General features: G+C 52.6%; 20 protein-coding genes. 4 read left to right on the top strand and 16 right to left on the bottom strand.

Features of this window, described 5'->3' with window-relative positions:
- Positions 1-103: 103 nt before the first annotated feature.
- Positions 104-1,189, bottom strand: a complete 1,086-nt coding sequence (locus INF30_RS01540) for a M24 family metallopeptidase (RefSeq protein WP_226394013.1) — start codon at positions 1,187-1,189, stop codon at positions 104-106.
- Between the two features lie 28 nt (positions 1,190-1,217).
- Positions 1,218-3,005, bottom strand: a complete 1,788-nt coding sequence (locus INF30_RS01535) for an aminopeptidase P family N-terminal domain-containing protein (protein ID WP_226394012.1) — start codon at positions 3,003-3,005, stop codon at positions 1,218-1,220.
- Between the two features lie 266 nt (positions 3,006-3,271).
- Here INF30_RS01535 and pepI point away from each other — a divergent pair, with 266 nt between their 5' ends.
- Positions 3,272-4,165 carry a proline iminopeptidase gene (gene pepI, locus INF30_RS01530; protein WP_076777464.1) on the top strand — a complete coding sequence of 298 codons (894 nt, stop codon included), beginning with the start codon at positions 3,272-3,274 and terminating at the stop codon, positions 4,163-4,165.
- A gap of 13 nt (positions 4,166-4,178) precedes the next feature.
- On the opposite strand, the gene INF30_RS01525 is transcribed toward pepI, so the two are convergent.
- The 5 genes from INF30_RS01525 to INF30_RS01505 all read right to left on the bottom strand — a co-directional run bounded on the left by INF30_RS01525 (position 4,179) and on the right by INF30_RS01505 (position 9,632).
- Positions 4,179-6,167, bottom strand: a complete 1,989-nt coding sequence (locus tag INF30_RS01525) for a 2-isopropylmalate synthase (protein ID WP_076777465.1) — start codon at positions 6,165-6,167, stop codon at positions 4,179-4,181.
- Positions 6,168-6,289: 122 nt separating this feature from the next.
- Positions 6,290-7,549: a D-alanyl-D-alanine carboxypeptidase family protein gene (locus tag INF30_RS01520; protein ID WP_408639743.1), complete on the bottom strand. Its 1,260-nt coding sequence runs from the start codon at positions 7,547-7,549 to the stop codon at positions 6,290-6,292.
- A 60-nt stretch (positions 7,550-7,609) separates the two neighbouring features.
- Positions 7,610-8,179: an SMC-Scp complex subunit ScpB gene (gene scpB, locus INF30_RS01515; protein ID WP_076777467.1), complete on the bottom strand. Its 570-nt coding sequence runs from the start codon at positions 8,177-8,179 to the stop codon at positions 7,610-7,612.
- Position 8,180: 1 nt separating this feature from the next.
- Positions 8,181-8,975: a segregation and condensation protein A gene (locus tag INF30_RS01510; RefSeq protein WP_076777468.1), complete on the bottom strand. Its 795-nt coding sequence runs from the start codon at positions 8,973-8,975 to the stop codon at positions 8,181-8,183.
- A gap of 72 nt (positions 8,976-9,047) precedes the next feature.
- Positions 9,048-9,632 (bottom strand): TetR/AcrR family transcriptional regulator, encoded by a 585-nt coding sequence (locus INF30_RS01505; RefSeq protein ID WP_076777469.1) that lies wholly within the window; start codon positions 9,630-9,632, stop codon positions 9,048-9,050.
- 167 nt (positions 9,633-9,799) lie between these two features.
- Between INF30_RS01505 and INF30_RS01500 the strand changes: the two genes are divergently transcribed.
- Positions 9,800-10,678: a DegV family protein gene (locus INF30_RS01500; protein ID WP_226394010.1), complete on the top strand. Its 879-nt coding sequence runs from the start codon at positions 9,800-9,802 to the stop codon at positions 10,676-10,678.
- Here the strand turns inward: INF30_RS01500 and INF30_RS01495 are convergent.
- Both INF30_RS01495 and INF30_RS01490 read right to left on the bottom strand, forming a co-directional pair.
- Positions 10,675-11,550 (bottom strand): metallophosphoesterase, encoded by an 876-nt coding sequence (locus tag INF30_RS01495; protein WP_226394009.1) that lies wholly within the window; start codon positions 11,548-11,550, stop codon positions 10,675-10,677. The two genes, INF30_RS01500 and INF30_RS01495, sit on opposite strands and share 4 nt — an antisense overlap.
- A gap of 119 nt (positions 11,551-11,669) precedes the next feature.
- Positions 11,670-12,866, bottom strand: coding sequence for a D-alanyl-D-alanine carboxypeptidase family protein (locus INF30_RS01490; protein ID WP_226394008.1), 1,197 nt, complete (start codon positions 12,864-12,866; stop codon positions 11,670-11,672).
- 146 nt (positions 12,867-13,012) lie between these two features.
- Between INF30_RS01490 and INF30_RS01485 the strand changes: the two genes are divergently transcribed.
- Positions 13,013-14,158 (top strand): DUF4317 domain-containing protein, encoded by a 1,146-nt coding sequence (locus tag INF30_RS01485; RefSeq protein WP_226394007.1) that lies wholly within the window; start codon positions 13,013-13,015, stop codon positions 14,156-14,158.
- A 25-nt stretch (positions 14,159-14,183) separates the two neighbouring features.
- Here the strand turns inward: INF30_RS01485 and INF30_RS01480 are convergent, their stop codons facing one another.
- Positions 14,184-14,726 (bottom strand): prolyl-tRNA synthetase associated domain-containing protein, encoded by a 543-nt coding sequence (locus INF30_RS01480; protein ID WP_226394006.1) that lies wholly within the window; start codon positions 14,724-14,726, stop codon positions 14,184-14,186.
- Positions 14,727-14,858: 132 nt separating this feature from the next.
- Here INF30_RS01480 and INF30_RS01475 point away from each other — a divergent pair, with 132 nt between their 5' ends.
- Positions 14,859-15,443 carry a Maf family protein gene (locus tag INF30_RS01475; RefSeq protein ID WP_226394005.1) on the top strand — a complete coding sequence of 195 codons (585 nt, stop codon included), beginning with the start codon at positions 14,859-14,861 and terminating at the stop codon, positions 15,441-15,443.
- A 40-nt stretch (positions 15,444-15,483) separates the two neighbouring features.
- Here the strand turns inward: INF30_RS01475 and rpsU are convergent, their stop codons facing one another.
- The 6 genes from rpsU to glgA all read right to left on the bottom strand — a co-directional run bounded on the left by rpsU (position 15,484) and on the right by glgA (position 24,763).
- On the bottom strand, positions 15,484-15,660 hold the full coding sequence (gene rpsU, locus INF30_RS01470) for a 30S ribosomal protein S21 (protein ID WP_004222305.1): 177 nt from the start codon (positions 15,658-15,660) through the stop codon (positions 15,484-15,486).
- Positions 15,661-15,781: 121 nt separating this feature from the next.
- On the bottom strand, positions 15,782-18,418 hold the full coding sequence (gene alaS, locus INF30_RS01465; protein ID WP_226394004.1) for an alanine--tRNA ligase: 2,637 nt from the start codon (positions 18,416-18,418) through the stop codon (positions 15,782-15,784).
- Between the two features lie 124 nt (positions 18,419-18,542).
- A complete protein-coding gene (locus tag INF30_RS01460) occupies positions 18,543-20,057 on the bottom strand; it encodes a 4Fe-4S dicluster domain-containing protein (RefSeq protein ID WP_076777477.1) in 1,515 nt (504 codons plus the stop codon).
- A gap of 125 nt (positions 20,058-20,182) precedes the next feature.
- Positions 20,183-22,570, bottom strand: a complete 2,388-nt coding sequence (locus tag INF30_RS01455) for a homocysteine S-methyltransferase family protein (RefSeq protein WP_226394003.1) — start codon at positions 22,568-22,570, stop codon at positions 20,183-20,185.
- Positions 22,567-23,217, bottom strand: coding sequence for a vitamin B12 dependent-methionine synthase activation domain-containing protein (locus INF30_RS01450; RefSeq protein WP_226394185.1), 651 nt, complete (start codon positions 23,215-23,217; stop codon positions 22,567-22,569). The genes INF30_RS01455 and INF30_RS01450 overlap by 4 nt, the downstream gene beginning before the upstream one ends.
- Before the next feature lie 109 nt (positions 23,218-23,326).
- Positions 23,327-24,763 carry a glycogen synthase GlgA gene (gene glgA, locus INF30_RS01445; protein WP_226394002.1) on the bottom strand — a complete coding sequence of 479 codons (1,437 nt, stop codon included), beginning with the start codon at positions 24,761-24,763 and terminating at the stop codon, positions 23,327-23,329.
- Positions 24,764-24,795 lie beyond the last annotated feature (32 nt).

Genomic DNA, 24,795 nt, shown 5'->3' with positions numbered 1-24,795 from the left:
TCTTTATAGTCACAAGAGGACATAGAACCTCCGGTTCCTGTCCTCTGTGTATATTCACTGTACTATTATAAATCCTGTCGGTCCGGTCCGCAAGTAGAAATCCTTACTCTTCCGGCACAACGATCAGATCCTTTGTAAAGCGGTTGAGCACCTCGCAGCCGTCCTCTGTGATGAGGACAAGATCCTCGATGCGCACGCCGATACCCTCATCGGGCAGATAGATGCCCGGCTCCACGGAGAAGCACTGTCCCGGTCTGATGATGTCTGTGTTGACAGATGATACGTCGCCGAATTCGTGGTCCTCCAGACCGATGGAGTGTCCGGTGCGATGTGTGAAGTACTGTCCGTAGCCCTTCTCCTCAATGTAATTTCTCGCGGCAAGGTCCACGTCGCACATCCGGTTGCCCGGCTTCGCGGCGGCGATCCCCCTCAGGTTGGCCTCCAGGACGATGTTGTAGATCTCCCTCGCCCGGTCTGACACCTCTCCGATGAAAACGGTCCTTGTCATGTCAGAAGCGTAGTTGTCCTTGAAGCCGCCGATGTCGATGACCACGCAATCGCCCCGTTTTCCCTTTGTGTCATCTGTGGCGTGGTGGGGGTCCGCCCCGTTCTTTCCGTAGGCGGTGATGGGGTCAAAGGACACGCCCTCACAGCCTGCCTCCTTGTAAATCTCCCGAACCCTGTGATCCAGCTCCATCTCGCTCAGCCCCTTTGCCACAAGGGGAATGACCTTCTCCATCACGCTGTCGTTGATCCGAGAGGAGATCCGCATCAGCTGCTTCTCCTCCTCATCCTTGATCATGCGGACCTGGTCAACGATCCAGGAGGCGTTGACAAAGCCGCTTCCGCCACCCAGCTCCTGGAGGCGGAGGAGAAATCTGGCTGGCCAGTTCTTGTCCACGCCCATGACGGCATCCCTGTCCACGCAACGGCTCAGGATCTCCACCGCATCCTCCACGTCGTCGTACCACACAAGCTCAACGCCCAGATCCCTCTCCTGGGGAAACAGCTTGTTGATGATCATCCTGTGGTTCCCGTTCACATTCAGGTACAGAGCCAGCATCCTCTCGCCCGGATGGATCCACTTTCCTGTCAGGTAGAAGATCGCTACCGGATCAGAGATGATCATCTGAGGAATGTTGTTTTCTTCCATTGACTTTAAGATTTTCTCAATTCTTCCCTTGTTCATACCATACACACCTCTCTATTATTATTGCCTACACAGCTCTTGTGTAATTTTCAAGCCATGCCCTCTCCTCCTCGTCGAGGAAAGGGGAAACCTTCTCATACACCGCACTGTTATAGTTGTTCAAAAGACGTCTCTCCTCTTCTGTCATCATACCCGGCAGGATGGCGTCCAGATCCATCGGGACAAATGTGATTGTCTCAAAATACATGAACTGCCCGTACTCGTTCCGAAGCCCCTTCCGTGTCAGCAGCTCATTCTCCAGTCGGATCCCGTACTCGCCCTCCAGGTAGATACCTGGCTCGTCCGTGACCACCATGCCATCCTCAAAGGGTTGAATCTCACCTGCCCGGAACTGCCAGCGGAAGCCTGTAGGCGGCTCGTGTATGTTCAGAAGATAACCGACGCCGTGACCCGTCCCGTGGTTGAAGTTCAGGTTCCTGTCCCAAAACGGCTTTCTGGCGAGCATGTCCAGCGTCATCCCGGTGGCGCCGTGCAAAAATTTTGCCGATGCAAGCTGAAGGTTGCTGATAGCCGTCAGCGTGAAGTGTTCCTTCATCTTGTCCGTCACGTCGCCCAGAGCATAGGTCCTCGTGATATCGGTAGATCCTTCATAAAAGCCCGCGCCCGTGTCGGTCAGAAGAAAGCTTCCGCCTTCCAGGCGCACGTCTGTCTCTGGCGAGGATGTATAGTGCACGATGGCCCCGTGCTCGCCAAAGGATACGATAGGTTCAAAGCTTGGACGGATAAAATTTCCCTGCTGCGCCCGCAGTTCATCCAGCTTCCTGGAGGCGCTCAGCTCTGTGATCACCTCTTTGTCGTAGTTCTCCTTGACCCATTTCATAAATTTAACGTGGGCAACGCTGTCCTTGAGCTGCGCTTTACGGATATTGTCGATCTCCGTGGGATTTTTGACGGCCTTGAAGAGGATCTCCGGGTTGCGCATCTCCACCTTTCCCATCTTCCCGGGTATGTTTTTCCAGAGCGCGTAGTTCAGTCTTGCCGGGTCGATGAGGACAGTAGCGCCCTCGTCCAGCTTCTTCACATCCTCATAGATGTCGTTGTAGGGGTGGAACACAACGCCGTCCCCCTCCAGCTTCTGCCGCAGCTCATCAGAAAACTTGGACGCGTCTGCATAGAGATCCATCCGATCCATCCCGATCACTGCGTAGGATAGCACCAGCGGGAAAAATTCGATATCGTTTCCTCGGATGTTCAGCGTCCAGCATATATCATCCAGCGTGGTCAAGATATGGCAGTCCGCTCCCACCTCACGCATAAACCCGCGGATCCTCTCAAGCTTTGAGCCGCGGTCCTCACCCGCATACTGGAGCGCAAGCTCCCATGCCGGCTCCTCTGAGAGAGCCGGGCGGTCTTCCCATATGTCCGCCGCCAGATCCCTCTCGCAAAAGACAGATCCCTGCTTTTTAGCGGCGATCTGCTCGTAGAGCTTCCCGTCACCCAGGGAAACGCATCTTCCGTCAAAGGCGATGACGCCCCTCTCCGGAAGACTGTCGTTTAAGAAATGCTCAATGTCCGGCACTCCAGGCTCGCCCATCTTCATGAGCCTGACCGGCGTCCCCTCCAGCTCCTTTGCAGCCTGGATAAAATATCTGCCGTCCGTCCAGAGATAAGCCTCGTCCGCTGTAAAGACGGCCGTGCCCGCAGATCCGGTAAATCCGGTGAGAAATTCTCTTATCTTAAAGTACTCTCCCACGTACTCACTCTGATGGAAATCAGCCGTGGGCACGATGTAGACATCCACCTTGTTCTGACACATGATCTCGTGCAGTTTCCGAACTCTCTCGGTTATATCCATGACCTTTTCGCCTCCATTATTATAATTTTGCATTAATTATCAATCCACTATCTGTCCCCGCAGGGCGGCCTTCAAAGGCGCACCAGGCGCGGACGAGATTATTTTACAGTATAAACCATGGTTTGTAAACTCAAAACCGCCGCCCAAAATTTTTGAAAACATTGACTTTTATGGATCAGATCCCCTTGTCATGCCTTGTCAAACAAAATCCTCTTATGCTATTCTTATGCTGTACTGAACAGACAGATCATCAGGAGGTAAATGACATGAAGATCACAGAAGGATATATGCCTTATCTGGGGTATCAGACCTATTATCGGATCGTCGGTGAATGCAGAGACAAAAGAAAGCCTCTTCTCCTTCTTCACGGCGGCCCTGGATCTACTCACAATTACTTTGAAGTGCTGGACGTCCTGGCAGACACCGGTCGGTCCATCATCTCCTACGACCAGCTTGGATGTGGAAATTCTTATGTGGAAGGTCACCCGGAACTCTGGTGCCAGAAGACCTGGGACAACGAGCTGATAGAGCTGAGAAAACACCTGGGTCTGGATGAAGTCCACCTTCTGGGGCAGTCCTGGGGCGGTATGCTGGCTATCGAGTATCTCTGCGACTATCATCCCAAAGGCGTTGCCTCAGTCATCCTCTCCAGCACGCTTCCTTCTGCCAGTCTGTGGGCAAGGGAACAGCACCGGATGATCCGCCTGCTTTCAGAGGAGGACCAGGAGGCCATCGCAGAAGCAGAGCGGACCGGCCATTTTGATTCGCCCGGATACCTGGCTGCCAACAGTCGTTTTATGGAGCGCCATTGTGATTCTCTCTTCGGCGATGTGCCAGAATGTGTGAGCAGACCCAAGAGGGCCGGGAAGGAGGCCTATCTTTACGGCTGGGGCCCTAACGAGTATAATCCCACAGGTTCCCTTGGGAACTGGGAGTACACGGACAAGCTGGACCGGATCAACTGTCCGGCTCTCATTATCAGCGGTACAGATGACCTTTGTACGCCTCTCATTGCCAAGACTATGTATGACCGCATACCAGACGCAAGGTGGGAACTCTTTGAGGGATGCCGCCACATGTGCTTTGTGGATGATACTGAAAAATATATACGCCTTCTTGCAGAATGGCTGGACCAGACAGAAAAAAACGGCTGCGTGTAAGCAGCCGTTTTTTCTATTTCATGTTCCGGAACTGTACCGGCGTCATATTGTATGCTTTTTTAAAGAGACGGTTAAAATGCTCCACATTCTGATACCCAACAGACAGGGCAATATTTTCCACTGTCATGCTGCTGCTCTTTAAGAGCGCCCTGGCCTTCTTCATTCGGATCTTCTTTACGAGGTCACCGAAGGTCATGCCTGATTTCTCCCGGATGTACTTTGAGAGATAAGGCTTGGAAAGGTAGAACTTATCTGCCAGATCATCCAGTGTCACGTCAATATAGTTGGCCTGTATATAGTTCATGATCTCGATCATGCGGGCGTCCTTCACCGGATCGGTAGTCCTGAGCTCCTCGATCTTATTCACCGCAACGATAAGGGCCTCGATGGACGCGCGGATGATGTCCGCGTCAATGCCCACACCCCAGAAGGTCTTCTCGTGGGAGATGATGCCCACATAGGCAACCGCTTTGGAGGATGATCCTCTTGTGAGAGAGTGCTCCTCATAGTAGCGCAGCTCATAGCTGATATTAAAGTACTGCTTAATGGCGTTGCTGACGGCATCCAGACGCCCGTTTCCGGAGGCAGTCACGATCTGCTCGTCATTTCCATGGTGAATGGTGGCGTCCGCGATGATGCCGTCCGCCTGACGGAAATGGCACTCATCAATGGAAAAGATGGTCTTGGCATTCACATAGTTATCTGTAAAGATCTGGTATACCCACTCCGGCGTCAGCTCTTTGTGGGCTTTGTCGGAAACGCCCTTTACAAGGTAGCCTACTTCCTCGCGCATCTTCTCCGGAAGATTGATGCCGTGGCTCTGCTTCAGAATATAGTTCACGCCGCCTTTTCCGGACTGGCTGTTGATGCGGATAACGTCTGAGTCATACCGTCTTCCCACATCCTGGGGATCGATGGGCAGATAGGGTACTGTCCACTTGTCGCACTTCTTCTCCTCTCTCCAGGACATGCCCTTGGCGATGGCATCCTGATGAGATCCGGAAAACGCAGTGAAGACAAGCTCGCCTGCATAGGGCTGGCGCACATCCACCGTCATCCTTGTCAGACGCTCATAGGCCTCTTTGATCTCCTCCATGTTGGAGAAGTCCAGCTTCGGATCCACGCCGTGGGAGAACATGTTCATACCAAGAGTGATGATATCCACATTTCCTGTCCGTTCTCCGTTTCCAAAGAGCGTACCCTCAATCCTGTCCGCCCCTGCCAGGATACCCAGCTCAGCTGTGGCCACGCCGCAGCCTCTGTCGTTGTGGGGGTGAAGGGAGAGGATCACGTTCTCTCTGTAGGCCAGATGTTTGTGCACGTACTCCAGCTGGGAAGCGAAGACGTGGGGCATGGCGTTCTCCACAGTTGTGGGGATATTGATGATCGCCTTGTTGTCTGCCTGGGGCTTCCACACGTCCAGGACAGCGTTGCACACTTCCACTGCGTAGTCTACTTCTGTACCCGAAAAGCTCTCCGGGCTGTACTCAAAAGTAAAGTTCCCCTCTGTCTCGTCTGCCAGCTTCTTCAGAAGCTCTGCTCCGTCTATGGCAATCTTCTTGATCTGCTCTTTATCTTTTTTGAACACCTGGTCTCTCTGCGCTACAGACGTAGAATTGTAAAGGTGGATCACCGCGTGAGGCGCTCCCTTTACAGCTTCGAAGGTCCGCTTGATGATGTGCTCCCTGGCCTGGGTCAGTACCTGGACCGTCACGTCATCCGGGATCATATTCCGCTCGATCAGAGCGCGCATGAAGTTATACTCTGTCTCGGAGGCAGCCGGGAAGCCCACCTCGATCTCCTTGAATCCCACTTTGACAAGCAGTTCAAAGAACTCCAGCTTTTCATCCAGGCTCATGGGCTCGATGAGAGCCTGGTTGCCGTCCCGCAGATCCACGCTGCACCAGATAGGCGGCTGGTCTATGTATTCTTTTTTCACCCAGTCATAGGTGACTTCCGGCGGCATAAAATACTGCCGTTCATACTTCTCAAAATTTTTCATGTTCCATCTCTTCCTTTCAGCAGCACAAAAGCTGAATATTTATCAACTTTGTTGTTCTTTTTTAATACTCGTCTATCCTATCACACATATACCCAAAATAATAGTGACAAATTTAATCATTTTTATTGACTTATTTTATTCTTTCCTGCAAAAAACCGGACAATAATCTGATCCAGGCACCACAGAAGGTCTCTCTCCGGCACACTGATGGCTGCTTCCACTTTCTGCCGCCCCACCTCGAATTCTCCTATGCGGTAAAGGATCTCCCCCACCTCCTGTCCCTCTTCCACAGGCGCATCCAGTTCTGCCGGGAGTTTGACCTGTGCGGTGACAGCCTCCTCACCTGCCATGAGAAGCTCTTTTTGAAATGGTTCAGAAGACAGGAGGGCCAGTGCATCACTGCCCAGGCTTCCGGAGGGCGGCGCTCCGCCGGATACAGGAAGAGAAGGAAGAGACGGGTCCAGAGTAATGGTCTCATATTGGTAATGATTGATTCCGTACTGCATCAGCTTTTTTGTGTCCTCCCACTTGTACCCTTTGTTATTTGGCCATCCACAGGCCAGAAGTGCTACGATAAAGGTGCGCCCGCCGTTTTCCAGGGCTCCTACATAGCAGTAGCCGGCATCCGTCGTGAAGCCTGTTTTCCCGGTGAGCGCTCCCTCCATCATGGAGAGGAAGGCATTGTGATTCTGAAGTGAGAAGCTCCTCTGCCCTGAGAGGTCTGTAAAAGAGTAGCTGTCTGTTCTTGTGACAGTAAGAAATGCCTCCCTCTTTGGCGATTCCATGATACAGTATCTGAGGATCCGGGCCAGATCCTCTGCCGTTGCAGAGTGGGTTCCCCCTTCGTCGGACGCATCCAGCCCGTTGGGAGTGATAAAATAGGTGTCCTGACAGCCAATCTCCTCCGCCTTTTTATTCATCAGCCCGGCAAACGCCTCCACACTCCCGGCTGTGTTTTCCGCGATCACCACTGCGCTGTCATTGTGGGATTCCAGCATGAGGGAATAGAGTAGATCTTCCAGCAGATAGGTCTCTCCCTCCCGCACATCCAGGCGGACTTCCGGCTGGGAAGCTGCCTTTTCTGACACGGAGCACACCAGATCCGGTTTTCCTTCCTCCAGTGCCAGGATACATGTCATGATCTTTGTGGTGCTGGCTATAGGCCGGGCTGTATTCCCGTCTTTCTCAAATAAAACACGCCCGCTGTCAGCATCCATAAGGACCGCGGACCGGGCGTAGAGCTGTGCCAGTTCCTCCGGCGTCTCCTCTTCATCCGCCTGGGAAGCTGCCCGGCAGAAGCAAGGGCAGGCCGCCAGGGCCAGGGTGAAAAGAACAGATGCCAGAAAAAGACCGGCTTTCTTTTTTCGTTTTATCATATACATCACGACCCGAAGAACATAGACAGTTAACTTATATGTATGTCTTCTGTCCGGGAAATATGTCTATACGTCCAGCTTGAGCTGAGCTTCCTCCTCCGCTTCGTGCTTGAAATTCTCGATCTGTTCCGGATTGAGGCCCGGAAGGTCTTCCAGAGAATGGATGCTGAAACGCCGCAGAAACTCTTCTGTCGTTCCAAACAGAATGGGCTTGCCTGGCGCATCCAGCCTTCCCACCTCACACACGAGATCGTACTCCACCAGCTTGTTCACTGCATGGTCTGACTTGACGCCACGGATCTTTTCGATCTCCAGTTTGGTGACCGGCTGCCTGTAGGCAATGATAGAGAGAGTCTCCAGCTGCACATCTGTGAGCACATATCTTCTTGGCTGCTTTGCCACCTTAATGAGGTACTCGTACATCTGGGGCTTTGTGCACATCTGAAAGGAGTCTTCCAGTTCGATGATGTGGATCCCTCTGTCATCGGTCTCATATTTATCCATCATATTGTGGATCACTTTCCGGGTCGTCTCCTCGTCATGGCCAATGGCTGACGCGATCTTGGAGAGCTCTACCGAGTCCCCCATCGTAAAAAGGATCGCCTCTATGATCCCCTCTAATCTGCTGATCTCCACTTTACACTTCCCCTTCTTCCCTTTGCTCTTCTTTCTGTGTCTCCTTTTTGCCGCATATCATAGAGGTGATAAGGATATCGTCAAAAGGCTGCTCCTGCATAACTTTGATCTTGCCTGTCTTCATCAGCTCCAGCACAGCCAGAAAGGTGACTACCAGCTGCACCTTGGACCCCTGCTTTGAGAGCAGCTGTCGGAAACTGAAGGAGAGGTGGGCCCCAGCGTACTCCTCCACATAGCCCAGCTTCTCCGGCAGAGAGACCTCCTCCTTCTCGATCTTTCCAAAACGGCTTCGGATGGGATCGATCTTTTCCGTCTGCCTGCGCATCATCTCCCGGAAGATCCTGTTCAGCTTTGACAGTGTCAGTCCGTCCAGAAGCCTGTCCAGATCCACCGGCTCCACATAGTCCTGCACCTCCTCCGGTATATCCGGTTCCCGGTACAGGGACCGCTCTCCCTCCACCTGCCTGTCCCGCAGTTCATAGGACATATATTTGTACATCTTGTACTGGAGCAGCTGGTCCACCAGCTCCTGCCGGGGATCTTCCTCTTCCCCCTCCTCATTCACTTCCTTGGGAAGAAGCATCCGGCACTTGATATCCAGCAGCGTGGCAGCCATGAGAAGGAATTCGCTCATCACGTTCAGGTCTTCCTGTTCCATGGCGCGGATATATTCCATATACTGATTCGTGATCTCCACAATAGGAATGTCGTAGATATCTATTTTATTTTTATCAATGAGGTGCAGAAGAAGGTCCAGAGGACCTTCAAACACCTGCAGCTTTACCTCTAATCCCACAGACACCCTCCGCTCTTTTTGAACTTAGCTTTACTATTATATATGACCTTTGCGCTTTTCTCAACAGTTTTTCTAAAGCTGGATCAGCACCCTGGACCGCAGTACGCCCATGAGCAACTCTTTTGCCTCCCGCCTGAGTCTGTCCACAGGAACCTTCTCTGCGTGCCCCTCGTTGAAAAAGCCGATGATGCCATAACAGAGAAAACCAGCGATCTGCTTTGGAGAGAACCGAAGACGGCTCCGGTTTTTCATCCGCTTTGTATGATCTTCTACTGTCTCAAGGACAATGCTGTAAAAGGCAAAAGCCAGGTAGGGATTGTGCTCCGGAGCAGTATAGCGAAAAAAATCATAGTGGCTGTAGTACAGCTCCATAATGGCGTCCAGGATATTGCAGTAGCTGATCACCTCATCCCGGCCCGGATTGTTCTCCTGCTGCATTTTCTCATAGTCTTCCGTGCCCAGGGCAACCATATCCTGGAAGATCTCGTCCACCAGAGCATATTTATCGCTGTAGTGGGAGTAGAAGGTGATGCGGCTGATCTCTGCCCTTGCACAGAGCTCCGTAATGGAGATCTGCTCGAAAGGCTGCTCCGGCAGCATGGAGATAAGCGTGCCTTTCAGATTTCTCTTTGTCTTGGTGATGCGTCTGTCTTCCATAACATTTCCCTCAAACTGTATAAATAACTGACAAAACAGAATGGTCTGTAATTGAGTTTTATTAAACCATCTGCTATAATATTTTAACATCTGTTAAAATATCGGTCAATGTGTAAGATATTTTATGTTTTGTAAAGCTATATCTTGGAACTGCAAAGGAGAATACTATGTCAGACATTGCTATTATGACGGACAGCAACTGCGGGATCATGCCGGGATGCGAGCCTTTTCCCGACATCCATATCATCCCTATGCCTGTCCTGATCGATGGTGAGACTTTTTATGAGGGAAAAAGTATTACAGCCGAAGAGTTTTACCGGCAGCTTGCCTCCGATGCCGCTGTCAGCACTTCTCTCCCCTCCCCCGGGGATGTGATGGATATGTGGTCCTCCCTTCTGCGGGATTACAAAGAATTGGTGTATATTCCCATGTCCAGCGGCCTCTCCACTTCCTGTGCAAGCGCGCTGGCTCTTGCATCTGAAGGAGAGTTTGAGGGGCGTGTGCATGTGGTGGACAACCACCGGATCTCCGTAACCCAGACCCAGTCCGTGCTGGATGCCCACTTTCTGGCGGAAGAAGGAAAGACAGGACGCCAGATCAAGGAGCATCTTGAAGAGGAGGCGCTGGACGCCAGTATCTACATTGCCGTGGACACGCTGAAGTACCTGAAACGGGGCGGACGCATCACTCCTGCTGCGGCTGCGGTGGGCACCGTGTTGAACTTAAAGCCCGTCCTCACGATCCAGGGAGACAAGCTGGATGCTTTCGCCAAAGTGCGTGGCATGAAGGCTGCTTTCCGCACCATGTGCAAGGCGGTAGAAAAAGACATAGACACCCGCTTTTCCCACTTGAGGGACGCCGGTGTCCTCAAGCTGGGCATGGCTGAGACGGCCATGAGCGAGGAGGATTTTTTATTCTGGAAAGAAAAATACAGAGAATATTTCCCGGACATGGAGATCGTCCACTACCCTCTCACCATGAGCATTGGCTGCCATACAGGGGCAGGGGCTCTGGGAGTAGGTGTGTTCCGGGTGCACCGGCCTTAATCCCGTTTTCCGATGAGTGAGAAGCAGACAAGCTCTGCCATATTGTAGAGACGGACATTGACTGTGTGGGTACCCAGCCCCCGGCTGACCACACAGCTTTGCCCGTCTTTTTTTGTGTACATATCCCCCGAATACCTGGGAAAAAGCTGCATCTGGGGTGTGATGACGCCTCCCAGGACGGGCAGGCGCACCACGCCGCCGTGGAGATGCCCGGAAAGGACAAGGTCCGCTCCCCATTCCCAGTACGTATCCATGTAGGCCGGCGTGTGAGCCATAAGGATGCGGTATCCTTTTTTGGGCGACTCTCCGACTCTCTTATTGATTTCCTCCACCTGCAGCTCCTCTCTGCCGAAGTGTCTGTAGCAGGAAAGCGGGATCTCAAGGCCGGTGATAGAGGCCTGAAAGCTGCCCTTCCGGAACAGGCAGGTCTCATTTTCCAGGACACGGATCCCTCCCTCTTTCAGGGCATCCCGGTATCTATCATATCTATCTCCGTACAGCTCCGTGTTCTCCTTCATCTTCTGTTCATGGTTCCCGTTTGCGGCATAGACAGGCGCCACTGAGACAAGGCGACGCATGAGTGCGAGAGCCGTCCTGTCAGTCTCCGGCTGTGTGCGGGTCAGCATGTCGCCTCCTGCCAGGATAAAGTCCGGGCGCTCCTTCTCGATCTGCTCCAGAAGCTTTTTGTTCTCTTTTCCGTATTCTTTTCCGTGCAGGTCAGAGAGGAAGAGACATCTGATCTCTCTGCCGCTTTCCAGCCCTGGCACTTCCATCCTGTAGCGCCTCACACGGAAAGTTGATAATTCTCTCGCCATCTCCCCGGCACATATGAGAGCGGATGTGCCAAGCAGGGCCAAAGGCTTCTTCCACATTTTCCTTTCCTCCGTCGTATGCCCCGTGTCATTCGGGCAGTTCTGGTAATGATTATATAGTCTGTACTGATATTTTGCAACTTATCTTCCGCCGCTCCCGCCTATCCTTTCACTGTTTACTATGCCGGAAAGAACAGCTCCAGCGTCTGTTCCAGACAGTTCAGGTAGCTGGCCTTGGGAACCTCTTTTGCCGCTACAATGTCCACTTTGCCGATCTCGGTGCCATCCAGAAAGTACACGACGCTCCCGGCAAAGTCCCCGGTCTTTACAGGGGCCTTCAGCTTCTCTTCTGTCTCATACTTTTTTTCAATGGCCGCCAGATCAGCTCCGTCAGTGTCCACATACTGAAAGGGCTCCTTCTGCCGGACAGGCACCTGCCTCTCCCGGCCGCCTTCCACATCCACAGGCTCCAATGCCTGTATTCCCTCATCCACATATTTCACAGTCCTTCCAAAACCATAGTCCAGAAGAGTCACTGCATCTTTAAACCGCTCTTTGGACGTCTCGGCTCCCATGACCACTGCAACCATCTCCATATTATTCTTCTTGGCTGTGGCGGACACACAGAAGCCGGCGTCGTCTGTGGAACCGGTCTTAAGGCCGGTGGCGTAGGCGTACTGGCGGATCAGCTTGTTTGTGTTTGCCAGCGTGAACGTGCTGCTTCCCTTTGCTGTTGTATGGGTAATATCCTCCATCCAGATGGAGGCGTAATCCCGGATCTGCGGGTATGTAAGGATCAGTTCTCTGGACATGGCCGCAATATCCCGCGCCGTAGTCAGATGCCCGTCGGCATCCAGGCCATTGCAGTTGACAAAGCTGGTACTCTCCATCCCCAGACCGGCAGCCCTCTCGTTCATATGCCTGACGAACTCCTCCTCGCTGCCCCACACATGTTCTGCCATGGCCACGCAGGCGTCATTGGCGCTGGCCACTGCGATGCACTTGATCATCGTGTCCACGGTCTGCACTTCACCAGGTTCCAGAAACACCTGGGATCCGCCCATGGAGGCCGCATACTCGGATACAGTGACCTGGTCTGCCAGAGAAATCTTACCCTCCGAGAGGGCGTCGAAGATCAAAAGCAGGGTCATGATCTTGGTCACACTGGCAGGAGGGCGCTTTTCATCCGCGTTCTTCTCGTAGATCACTTTCCCTGTAGATGCCTCTGCCAGAAACGCGGAGGGTGAGCTCACCTCAGGTCCGGCTGTATGGGGCTCTTCTGCACCGGCTTCTGTGCCGGCCTCGGGGGCAGCTTTGATAAGGACAGGCTGAAGGAGCAGCGCCCCGCACAGAAGAGCCGTCAAAAATCGCTTCATATGCACATCTCTCCTTGCATATATCGTCTGTTACTAATATATTTTTATTCTTTTCACTTATTCCCATCTGTGTTAAAATAATTACTCCGGAATTTATCTCGCAGAAGAGAGATGACAGCTGATTTTATAAAGAAAAGGGGTATTTCATGAATAAAAAAGAAGTTCTGGAAATCCGGAAGCAGTTTTCACCGCAGAACTGTGCTATCACACGCATCTGCGGCTGCTACGTGGACGGAGACAAGGAAAAGAAACTGGAATTTAAGGAGGCCTTCCTCTCCCTTCCCGAGGAGGAAGAATTCAAGTATTTTGACCTGTTTAAGAGGACTTTGTCCGGCACAGTGGGGAAGAATCTTCTCAACATGAGTTTTCCGCTGGATGAAGAGTTAAAGGGCGGCGCCCAGGAGTTCCTGATGCAGCTCAAGGACGGCAAACTCACGGATGATATGCTTGTCTCTGAATTTTATGACAAGGTGATCGAGAACTATGATTTTGGGGAGCACTATCTGATCCTTCTCATCCACGCTGCTTACGACGTGCCGGGAAAGGCGTCTGACGGAATGGAGATGTACGACGCCTCTGACACGGTTTATGATTACATACTGTGCAGCATCTGTCCGGTCTCTCTGTCCAAGGCAGGGCTCTGCTACAACGCAGAGCACAACAGCATCGAGGACCGGATCCGGGACTGGATCGTAAACGACCCGATAAGTGGATTCCTCTTCCCCGCTTTCAATGACAGGGCCCAAGATGTGCACAGCCTTCTCTACTACTCCAAGAAGCCGGAAGAGCTGCAGGAAGTCTTTCTCACCCAGGTACTGGGATGCAGCCAGGTCTTAAGCGCCGGTACGCAGAAAGAGTCGTTCCAGGCCATGATCGCGGACACACTGGGCGAGGACTGCTCATACAGCGTGATCCGCAACATCCATGAAAATCTGAACACACTGATCGAGGAGAATAAAGAGGAGCCGGAACCCCTGGAGCTGGGCAAGCTGGAAGTCCGGCGTCTGTTCTCTCTGAGCGGCGTGCCGGAGGAGAACCTGGAAGGTTTTGACCGGGAATTTGACGAGACAGTGGGCGAGAAGGCCTCTCTTCTGGCCTCCAACATTGCCAGCACAAAGAAATTTAACATCAAGACCCCGGACATTGTGATCAATGTCAATCCGGACCGGACAGACCTGGTGGACGTCAGGATCGTAGACGGGCGGAAATGCCTGGTGATCCCTGTGGATGACCAGGTGGAAGTCAACGGCATTGAAGTCAGGATGGACCCGGAGGCAGGGATAGAAGGATAACGGATCCCCTGCTGTATGAACCTTTTTAGAGTTCCACGATTCTTGGCCTGTGATGGGTGTAGGGGAGAAACTTCTTTAAAAGATCCTGGGTCTTAAATTTCAGGTGGGTAGTGTTGATGCCTGTATTGCAGACAAACCACTCTGCCTGCGCCACCTCCTTGTCGATGATGAGCTGCACATAGTCGTCCTCGTCATTCAGAAGACCCACCACGCTGGCAGAGCCGGGCGTGCAGCCGATATGTTTCACCATCAACTCCGGCGGGGCAAAAGACATGTGGGACACGCCCAGCTTTTTGCTGAAGGACGATGTGTCGAATGGTTTGTCATCAGGCATGAGAAGAAGGAAGAAAGAGGTCTTTTTCTGATTGCACAGAAAGACATCCTTCCGCACCGGAGCCTGCAGAACTTCACCGATCTCGGCGCACTCCTCCATAGAAGAGGCAGGGTCATTGTCTACTCTCTCATAGGGGATGCCAAGCTTTTTAAAAACCTTGTACACTTCCTGTTCCAGTGGAACTCTCTCAGACACATTGTCCGGTGGAGTGGTTGTGATTTCGCTGATATACATAGGGGTCTTTCCTCCATTTCATTTTTGTCTTATAATAGCTATTATAGTGCACCGGCCCGGTCTTTCGCAAGACAGAGAATAATTTTTGCCCGGCCGGTATCAAAAAACAGTAAGGAAAGGTTGTGATCAGCAGTGAAATATATACTTGCCTCTGCATCTCCCAGAAGAAAGGAGCTTCTTGCTCAGGCCGGATTTACTTTTGATGTGTGCCCTTCCGGCGCAGAAGAAAGAATCGAAGGAGAAAGTCCTGCTAAGATCGTGGAAGGACTGGCAGCCCTGAAAGCCCGGGATATCTTTGACAAGTCCTTAGGCTCCATGACGGAAGACTTCACTGTCATCGGGGCGGACACCGTGGTGGCCTACCAGGGCGAGATCCTGGGAAAACCGACTGACCAGGAGGAGGCCCTGGCCATGCTCTCCATGCTGGCAGACCGGACGCATCAGGTCTATACCGGTGTCTGCCTCATCCAGATGAAAGGCGAAAAGAAATATACGCGCACGTTCCACGTCTGCACCCAGGTTACTTTCTACCCGGTGAGCAGAGAAGAGCTGCTCTCCTACATCCGGACCGGCGATCCCATGGACAAGGCGGGCTCCTACGGGATACAGGGGCCTTTTGCCGTTCATATAAAGGAGATACAGGGAGATTACAACAATGTGGTGGGACTTCCCATTGCAAAGCTGTACCATGAGCTGAGAGAGATGGAAGAGATATAAAAAGATGACACGCAAAAGCGTGTCATCTTTATTTTGCACATTAGTTATATTTACGTTTTCTTGCAGCTTCGGATTTCTTTTTGCGTCTTACGCTTGGTTTCTCGTAATGCTCTCTTTTCCGAATTTCCTGCTGAATACCAGCCTTTGCGCAGCTTCTTTTAAATCTGCGTAAAGCGCTGTCCAACGTCTCGTTTTCTTTAACGATTACATTTGACATAGTCTCACACCTAACCTCCCCTCCAGCCCTATATTGTGCATCATACGACTGTTCGGGTATATTTATTGCACTACATTAGATTATAGCACATTTTTCCTGGACGTCAATCATTTTTTTCGTTTTAGAGCTGGTTTTCCAGTACTTCTTTTGCTTTCTCCAGGGCTTCATCAATGCCAGCCGGGTTCTTGCCGCCTGCCTGAGCCATATTCGGACGGCCGCCTCCGCCTCCGCCGACGCAGGATGCGATGACCTTGATCAGGTTGCCTGCATGGGCTCCTGCTTTGACAGCTCCGTCTGTGGCTGTGGCCATCAGGTTTACTTTGCCGCCTGCATCAGAAGCGAGCACAACTACGCCTTCTCCCAGCTTCTCCTTCAGCTGGTCGCCCAGGTCTCTGAGGCCGTTCATGTCAGCGCCTGGTGCCTTGGCTGCCAGGAACTTCATTCCCTTCACCTCTGTCACCTGGTCTGTCACATCTCCCATGGACTCTTTGGCCAGCTGGCTCTTCAGGCTCTCAACCTGGCTGTGGAGCTCTTTGTTTTCAGAGATCATGTGGGACAGTCTCTCCTCCACCTTGTCCGGTGTGGTCTTGAGGAGCTTTGCCGACCTTTCCAGCTTCTCTTCCAGCTCATCATAGTACCGGAGAAGCCCCTTGGATGTGAGGGCCTCGATCCTGCGCACGCCGGCAGCCACACCTGTCTCAGAAATGATCTTGAAGGCAGTAATGACACCCGTGTTGTCCACATGGGTTCCGCCGCAGAACTCTTTGGAGAAATCGCCCATGCTCACAACCCGGACGATGTCGCCGTACTTCTCGCCAAAGAGGGCAGCCGCTCCTGTCTTCTTTGCCTCCTCGACGGGCATGTTCTCAGCCTTTACCGGCAGGCAGTTCATGATCTGCTGATTGACGATGTTTTCCACCTTTTTCAGCTCTTCCTTTGTCATGGCTGAGAAATGGGTAAAGTCAAAGCGGAGTCTGTATTCGTTGACAGAAGATCCCGCCTGCTCCACATGTGTTCCCAGCACCTGGCGGAGCGCCTGCTGAAGAAGGTGTGTCGCGCTGTGGTTCCTTGCGGAGAGCGCACGCTTCTCTTCATTGACTTCCAGGGAAACCTTGTCTCCCACTTTCAGCATACCGCTCACAACATGGCCTACATGGCCGATCTTTCCTCCCAGGAGCTTGATGGTGTCCTCCACCTGGAACACGCCGTCCTCTGTGCGGATCACGCCATTGTCCGCCTCCTGGCCGCCGCTTGTAGCGTAGAACGGAGTCTCATCTACAAACACGGTGCCTTTCTCGCCGTCAGAGAGTGCGTCCACGACTTCATCCTCTGTAGTGAGGACTGTGATCTTAGAGCTGTATGTTAAATGGTCATATCCCACAAATGTGCTGGTCACGGAAGGATCGATGGACTCGTACACGGTCACGTCAGCGCCCATATAGTTTGTCTCGCCGAAGGTTCCCTTCGCCCGCTCTTTCTGAGCTTTCGCCGCCTTTTCAAATCCCTCTTCGTCAATGGAGAATCCCTTTTCTTCCAGGATCTCTCTTGTAAGATCCACAGGGAAACCGTACGTGTCATAGAGACGGAAAGCCTCCTCGCCGGAGAGAACCGTGCTTCCGGACGCTTCCATCTGAGCCTGCAGGCCCTCCAGGATGGAAAGTCCCTGGTCGATCGTCTTGTTAAACTGCTCCTCTTCCTTTGTGATCACCTTGAAGATGAAATCTTTCTTCTCATCCAGCTCCGGATATCCGTCCTTGGATCCGTCTATAACGGTCTGGGCCAGCTCCACAAGGAATTCGCCCTGGATGCCGAGGAGACGGCCATGACGGCAGGCGCGGCGGAGAAGCCGGCGCAGCACATAGCCTCTTCCGCTGTTGGAGGGCATGATACCGTCGGAGATCATAAAGGTTACGGAACGGATATGGTCTGTGATGACACGGATGGAGACATCTGTGGCGTAATCCTTCTCATATTCTTTGCCTGCAAGGCGGCACACGTGCTCACGGAGAGCACGGATGGTGTCTATATCAAACATGGAGTCCACGTCCTGTACGATGCAGGCAAGACGCTCCAGTCCCATTCCTGTGTCAATGTTTTTCTGCTCCAGCTCTGTATAGTGGCCCTGGCCGTCATTGTCAAACTGGGTAAATACATTATTCCAGATCTCCATATACCGGTCACATTCACAGCCTACTGTACAGTCCGGCTTTCCGCAGCCATACTTCTCGCCCCGGTCATAGTAGACTTCTGAGCAGGGACCGCAGGGTCCGCTTCCGTGCTCCCAGAAGTTATCTTCTTTGCCAAAACGGAAGATGCGCTCCTCGGGAATCCCGATCTGTTTGTTCCAGATCTCCCAGGCCTCATCGTCATCCACATACACAGAAGGGTACAGGCGGTCCGGGTCAAGACCTACCACTTCTGTTAAGAACTCCCATGTCCAGGCAATGGATTCTTTCTTAAAATAGTCTCCAAAGGAGAAATTGCCCAGCATCTCGAAGAATGTACCGTGGCGGGCCGTCTTTCCCACATTTTCAATATCGCCTGTGCGGATGCACTTCTGGCAGGTGGTCACTCTCTTTCTGGGCGGGATCTCCTGACCTGTGAAGTAAGGTTTCAAGGGCGCCATACCGGAATTGATCAGAAGAAGGCTTTTATCGTTGTGGGGCACAAGCGAGAAACTCTTCATCGCAAGGTGCTCCTTGCTCTCAAAAAATGTAAGGAACATTTTTCTTAATTCATTTACACCGTATTTTTGCATAGTTTCCTCCTAATTTTTCAAACTAACATCTAATTATAAAGAGAACCCCGGCGTTTGTCAACGCCGGGGCCTGTCAGACTTATGCCGCATGCGGCTGCTGTTCCGCTCTCATCTCTTATCCGTCTTATTTCAGCTCGATCTCTTCCAGTTCCTTGGGCGGCACCTGTTTGGAGGATGCCTTTACGAAATCCTGGATCTTCTTCTGCGCTTTTGCAACCGGGATATTGGTTCCTGCTCCGGCCACACATCCGCCCGGGCAGCCCATGCCTTCGATAAGGCAGCCGTTCATCCGCCCTGCCTTTGCCAGGGTCAGGATCTTCTTACAGTCAGCCAGTCCCTCCGCGTGCTCAATATGTACCTCCACGTCCGGATAGTAGGTATTGACACATTTTTTGATAGCGTCAGCCACGCCGCCTGCCACTGCGTAACCACGTCCTGCTCCGGTGGCGTTGTGGAAGGAGGACTCGGCAGCATACTGGCTGAGATCAATATCCTTTGCGTCAAACATGGCCTGAAGCTCCTCAAAAGTTACTACGAAATCCACATCACTGCGAACGCTTCTTCTCATGGCCTCCAGCTTCTTGGCCGCACAGGGACCGATGAAGACCACTTTGGCATTCGGGTGCTCCTGTTTGATAGTCCTGGCTGTGGCCACCATGGGAGTCAGCTCCTGGGACACTTCATCGATCAGATCCGGGAAGAACTTCTTGGCCAGCATTGCCCAGGATGGGCAGCAGGATGTGAGAAGGAAGGGCAGCTCTCCTGTCGTCACCTTCTCCACATAGTGGTGGGCCTCCGCAATAGCTCCGATATCTGCGCCCAGCGCCACCTCATACACCTCTTTGAAGCCCAGTTCCATGAGAGCAGCCTTCAGGTTTCTCGGCGTGATGTTATCTCCAAACTGTCCATAGAATGCAGGCGCGATCTCGGCGATAATATGATCTCCTTCTTTCAGTGCTCTCGCCAGCTGGAAGATCTGTGACTTGTCGGAGATAGCGCCAAAGGGGCAGCTGACCATGCACATGCCGCAGGACACGCATTTATCGCTGTCGATGTAGGCCCGGCCCATCTTGTCAGACGTGATCGCACCCACGCCGCATGCCTTCTGGCAGGGACGCTCCTTCTTGGCGATGGCGTCGTAGGGACAGACGGATTTGCACTTGCCGCACTTGATACATTTGGACTGGTCAATATAGGATTTTCCCTTCACAAAGGAAATCGCTCCTTTGGGGCAGACTTCCATACAGGGGTGGGCCAGACATCCCTTACACATATTGCTGACCTCATATCCCTTCTCCTCACAGGCCTCACAGGCAGATGGGATAACCTGCATAAGCGGCGGCTCATAATATTTATCGGAGATATTACTGGCCTCCACACCTGCTGTCAGATGGACAGGTTTATTTTCCGGACGGAGCGACAGTCCCATGGCCAGCCGGAGTCTCTCCCGGACAATCGCCCTGGCTCTGTACACACTCTCCCTGTATTTTATTTTTGTGTCCTCGTTTACCATTTTGTACGGAATGGCTTCCATGTCATCGTTCAATGTCTCCGGGTTGGACTTAAATCCAAGCCTGGCAACCTCCTCGAATACTTTCCGGCGCAGTCTCCTCACCGTTGTATCCAATCCTCTCATCATAAAGCGGTCTCCTCCTGTAATAGAACTTGCCCCCTCAAAAAGGGTCATTTAACACTACCACTATAGCCAAATGTTAATTTTCTGTCAAGGAGACAGCGTGTATAAAATAAGAAACATTTTCCGTCCTATTTTTCAAACAGACGCTGGGCGTAGTAGACAGACTGCATGGCGTCTTTCCCATAGAAGTCCGCCCCGATCATATCCGCGTACTCCTGGTTCAGCACAGCGCCTCCAACCATCACTTTGCAGTCCGGTTTCTCCTTCCGAAGCTGGCGGATAGTCTCTTCCATGCTTCCCACAGTGGTGGTCATAAGGGCGGAGAGACCCACCAGACGCACATCCTCGTCCAGTGCGCGCCTGACAATATCCTCAGGCGGAACGTCTTTCCCCATATCGATCACATCGAAACTGTAATTTTCAAGGAGCACTTTCACAATATTCTTTCCAATATCATGGATATCTCCCTTGACTGTGGCCAGGATGATCTTCTCCTTCTTCTTTGCGGAGCTGCCGCTCTCCTCCAGTTTGTCTCTGAGCACAGCAAAGGCATTTTTAGCCGCATCCGCGCTCATAAGAAGCTGGGGGAGAAAGACAGTGCCCTGCTCAAAGCCCTTCCCCACCTGGTCCAGCGCCGGGATCAGCTCACTGTCGATGATCTCCAGAGGCTCCCGCTCTTTTACCAGCTCTCTGGTGAGGGCGGAAGCGTCTTCTTTCAGCCCCTTCTCGATCGCATCTTTCAACGTGAGGGAGGATGCCACAGGTGAGGCACTCTGATCTGCCCGGGCATTCCCAAACTCCCGGATATAATCCTCGCAGTTGCTGTCATAGCCCATCAGCGCACAGTAGGCATAGTAGGATTTCCTCATCTCCTCTGATGCGGGATTGATGATCCCGGCTGTAAGGCCGCTCTGAAGAGCCATGGTATAGAAATGAGCGTTGATGACCGGGCGGCAGGGAAGCCCGAAGGATATATTGGAGACACCCAGCACCGTGCGGACACCGTATCTCTCCCGCACAAGGCGGAGGGCCTCCAGGGTCGTTTTAGCCCCCTCCGGGTCAGAGCTGACCGTCATGGCCAGCACATCGATGACAATATCTTTCGGCAAGATTCCGTACTTGGCAGCCTCTGCTATGATCTTTCCGGCGATCTTCGCCCTCCCTTCGGCGTCTGCAGGAATCCCCGCCTCGTCCAGGGTCAGTCCCACCACCACGCCTCCGTACTTTTTCACAAGGGGAAAGACCTGGTCCATGGACTCCTGCTTGCCGTTGACGGAATTGATCATAGGTTTGCCGTTGTACATCCGCATGGCAGCTTCCATGGCAGAAGGCTCTACTGTGTCGATCTGCAGGGGAAGGCTTGTGATGCTCTGGAGTTCCCCGATCACTTCCTTCATCATGGCTGTCTCGTCAATATCCGGCAGTCCCACATTGACGTCAAGGATGTGGGCTCCCTGCTCTTGCTGTGCAACAGCCTCCTTCAGAATGTAATCCATGTCATGGTCTTTCAGCGCCTGCCGGAATTTCTTTTTCCCTGTGGGGTTGATGCGCTCCCCGATGATCACCGGTTTCTCACCCAGCACCACCGCTCTTCCGTAGGAGGAGACAATGGTATCTGTCTTCCTGACGGGCAGCCCTGCTTCCATTCCCCTGCACAGGCTGGTCATCTGCCGGATGTGAGCCGGGGAAGTGCCACAGCAGCCGCCGATCGCGCAGGCCCCCATCTCCACGATCCGCCTCATGGAAGCGGCAAATTCCTCCGGGGCAACATCATACACGGTGCGGCCGTCTCTCTGTCTGGGCAGGCCTGCATTTGGCTTGACGATTACCGGCAGAGAGGTATACTTCATGATCTCCTCCAGGATGGGAAGCATCTGCTCCGGTCCCAGTCCGCAGTTGATGCCAAGAGCATTCACCCGGAGGCCTTCCAGCATGGCGACAGCAGCTGCCACATCTCCGCCTGTCAGGAGCTTCCCTTTCTCGTCAAAGATCATGGTGGCAAAGACCGGGAGGGAGGTGTTCTCTTTCGCCCCCAGCACAGCGGCTTTCATCTCATACATGTCGCTCATCGTCTCGATGTGGATGAGATCGGCACCGGCGGCCTCCCCGTACCTGGCGGCCTCCCCGAAAGCTGCCAGCGCGGTCTCAAAATCCAGATCTCCCAGAGGCTTTAAGAGCTTTCCTGTGGGACCTATATCCATGGCCACATAGACCTCCCTGTCATCGTGGACCCCAAGATAAGCCCCCTCCTTGGCGCTTACCACAGCTGCTGTGATGATATCCTCCAGATCATAGTCACCGCTGTGGAATTTGAGGGCGTTTGCGCCGAAGGTGTTAGTGAGGACAATGTCGCTGCCAGCCTCAAAATACTGCCTGTGTATGTCCACGATCTCCTCTGTGTGCTCCAGATTCCAGACTTCCGGCAGTTCTCCCGGGCGAAGCCCTTTCTCCTGCAGGAGCGTCCCCATGCCGCCGTCAAAAAAAAGCAGCTCTTTTCCTAGTCTTTCCAGTATCATCCTTCGTTCCTCCGATATATACAGTCTTTCTTTTCGCATGCCTCACACCCTTTCCTGTGGCAGGGCTCCTGCTCGGCAGATACTCCGATCACAGCTGTGACGGATTTTACCGGAGTCAGCATAGAGCTTTCTGTCATGGAAAGGCCGATCCTTTTTGGCGCTTCCAGCATGGACAGGATCTGCCTCTGGTGGGTGATGGAGAAATCACCATAACCGGGACTGAATCTGGGCCGCAGGTATTTTCCCTCCCGCTCCAGCTCCCGGCCGATCTCTTCCTGTTCCCCGTCCAGATATTCCTCCAGCATGGCAGCTGCGCAGGCCTGGGTCACCACAGCACCTGCCATGTCAGTGAGGGACTGACGGCGCATGAGAAGATCCACCCCGGCTCCCAGCGTCGCTCCAAGGACTACTGCCTGACAGCATCCTTTCATATTCCTGCACAGGCTTTTGCTGTGGATCTTCATCCCGCCTATATTGAGGGAATCCTCCCCCTCCGGATTCAGGTCAAAGATACGCCAGACGATCCTGGGAGAGGCGGCGGTTTTCAGCTCCTCAAAGGAGCGGGCCACCATGGCCAGCGTCGCCTCGTCCGCCTCCTGTCTCCCAAATCCCAGATAGCGGACCGCCTCCTTGGTTCTCGCGTCCATCATGCTCATGTTCTGTCCTTTCTGTTTTTGTCTTCTTGTGCGTCAGAATAAAGAAGCTGCCGCGCCAGATAAACAGGTGCGGCAGCTTAAAATCATCCTGTCATGCATTCTATAGTTCGTCGTAAAGCTTCTCGTATTCTCTTGCAGAATGGTTCCATGAGAAATCCTGCTCCATGGCTCTCTCAACAATCTTGTTCCAGTCTCTCTTGCGGTCGTAGAAGATCTGCTCCGCATAGCGGACAGTGGCCATCATCTCGTGGGCATTGTAATTGCTGAAGCTGAAGCCGGTTCCGGTCTTCTCGTACTCATTGTAAGGCTCCACCGTATCCTTCAGACCGCCGGTCTCACGGACGATGGGCAGGGTGCCGTAGCGCAGGCTCATAAGCTGGCTCAGGCCGCAGGGCTCAAAGAGAGACGGCATGAGGAAGGCGTCGCAGGACGCGTAGATCTTGTGGGACATAGGCTCTGAATAATAAATGTTGGCAGAAACTTTTCCCGGATACTTCCACGCATAGTGACGGAACATATTTTCGTATTTTGCCTCCCCGGTTCCCAGAGCCACGATCTGGATGGCATCCTGACAGAGCTCATCCAGCACGCAGTCGATCAGGTCGAATCCTTTCTGATCTGTCAGCCTGGAGACAATACCGATCATCATTGCATGATTGTCCCGCTCGAGATTCAGCTCTTCCTGGAGAGCGACCTTGTTCTTTACCTTTTCTTTCCTGAAATTCTTGACAGAGTAATTGCGGGCAATATGTTTGTCCGTCTCCGGATTGTAGTCGTCATAGTCAATACCGTTCACGATACCGGACAGGCTGCCTGCGCGGGCGTTCATAAGTCCATCCAGTTTTTCCCCGTAGAACGGCGTCTTGATCTCCTCGGCATATGTACTGCTGACAGTTGTAATGCGGTCAGCATACACGATACCTCCCTTCAGGTAATTGGCGTCCTTGTATGCTTCCAGCTTGTCCGGCACAAAATAGTAGGAAGGAAGACCTGTAATATCCTGCACTCTCTTTGTATCCCAGGTGCCCTGGAATTTCAGGTTGTGGATGGTCATGATGGTCTTGATCCCACGGTAGTACTCGTTTCCGTAGCGGAAATTATCAAGAAAGATGGGGATCAGTCCGGTCTGCCAGTCATGGCAGTGGATGATATCCGGGCGGAAACCGATCACCGGAAGCGCGCTCAGCACAGCCTTGGAGAAAAAGGCAAATTTCTCAATATCCGCATACATGTCGCCGTAGGGCGCCCACCCGCTGAAATAATACTCATTATCTATAAAATAGAATGTAATTCCCTCGTACTGCAGCTCGAGAATTCCCACGTACTCTGTACGCCAGTTCAGATCCATGTAAAAATGTGTCCTGTACTGCAGCTGATTTCTCCACTCTTCTTTCATACAGAGATATTTCGGCAGCATGACACGGACATCATATTTTTCTTTGTCAAAATATTTCGGCAGAGATCCAACTACGTCTGCCAGTCCGCCTGTCTTGATAAAAGGCACGGCCTCGGACGCTGCAAAAAGTATTTGTTTCATGATATTTTCCTCCCATCCTTACGGTATATAGG

Origin of the sequence: Claveliimonas monacensis (genome assembly GCF_014982975.1) — a bacterium.
Taxonomy (GTDB): domain Bacteria; phylum Bacillota; class Clostridia; order Lachnospirales; family Lachnospiraceae; genus Claveliimonas; species Claveliimonas monacensis.
The sequence above is the reverse complement of the archived record's forward strand: the minus strand, read 5'-3'. Positions and strand labels throughout refer to the sequence as shown.

What these genes read in the sequence shown, in the direction of transcription:
- alaS (WP_226394004.1), bottom strand. Translation starts at nt 18,418, where the DNA reads ATGCAAAAATACGGTGTAAATGAATTAAGAAAAATGTTCCTTACATTT.
- INF30_RS01500 (WP_226394010.1), top strand. Translation starts at nt 9,800, where the DNA reads ATGTCAGACATTGCTATTATGACGGACAGCAACTGCGGGATCATGCCG.
- INF30_RS01455 (WP_226394003.1), bottom strand. Translation starts at nt 22,570, where the DNA reads ATGATACTGGAAAGACTAGGAAAAGAGCTGCTTTTTTTTGACGGCGGC.
- INF30_RS01505 (WP_076777469.1), bottom strand. Translation starts at nt 9,632, where the DNA reads ATGGAAGACAGACGCATCACCAAGACAAAGAGAAATCTGAAAGGCACG.
- INF30_RS01525 (WP_076777465.1), bottom strand. Translation starts at nt 6,167, where the DNA reads ATGAAAAATTTTGAGAAGTATGAACGGCAGTATTTTATGCCGCCGGAA.
- glgA (WP_226394002.1), bottom strand. Translation starts at nt 24,763, where the DNA reads ATGAAACAAATACTTTTTGCAGCGTCCGAGGCCGTGCCTTTTATCAAG.
- INF30_RS01460 (WP_076777477.1), bottom strand. Translation starts at nt 20,057, where the DNA reads ATGATGAGAGGATTGGATACAACGGTGAGGAGACTGCGCCGGAAAGTA.
- INF30_RS01520 (WP_408639743.1), bottom strand. Translation starts at nt 7,549, where the DNA reads ATGTATATGATAAAACGAAAAAAGAAAGCCGGTCTTTTTCTGGCATCT.
- INF30_RS01450 (WP_226394185.1), bottom strand. Translation starts at nt 23,217, where the DNA reads ATGGACGCGAGAACCAAGGAGGCGGTCCGCTATCTGGGATTTGGGAGA.
- pepI (WP_076777464.1), top strand. Translation starts at nt 3,272, where the DNA reads ATGAAGATCACAGAAGGATATATGCCTTATCTGGGGTATCAGACCTAT.
- INF30_RS01495 (WP_226394009.1), bottom strand. Translation starts at nt 11,550, where the DNA reads ATGTGGAAGAAGCCTTTGGCCCTGCTTGGCACATCCGCTCTCATATGT.
- INF30_RS01485 (WP_226394007.1), top strand. Translation starts at nt 13,013, where the DNA reads ATGAATAAAAAAGAAGTTCTGGAAATCCGGAAGCAGTTTTCACCGCAG.
- INF30_RS01490 (WP_226394008.1), bottom strand. Translation starts at nt 12,866, where the DNA reads ATGAAGCGATTTTTGACGGCTCTTCTGTGCGGGGCGCTGCTCCTTCAG.
- INF30_RS01540 (WP_226394013.1), bottom strand. Translation starts at nt 1,189, where the DNA reads ATGAACAAGGGAAGAATTGAGAAAATCTTAAAGTCAATGGAAGAAAAC.
- rpsU (WP_004222305.1), bottom strand. Translation starts at nt 15,660, where the DNA reads ATGTCAAATGTAATCGTTAAAGAAAACGAGACGTTGGACAGCGCTTTA.
- INF30_RS01480 (WP_226394006.1), bottom strand. Translation starts at nt 14,726, where the DNA reads ATGTATATCAGCGAAATCACAACCACTCCACCGGACAATGTGTCTGAG.
- INF30_RS01535 (WP_226394012.1), bottom strand. Translation starts at nt 3,005, where the DNA reads ATGGATATAACCGAGAGAGTTCGGAAACTGCACGAGATCATGTGTCAG.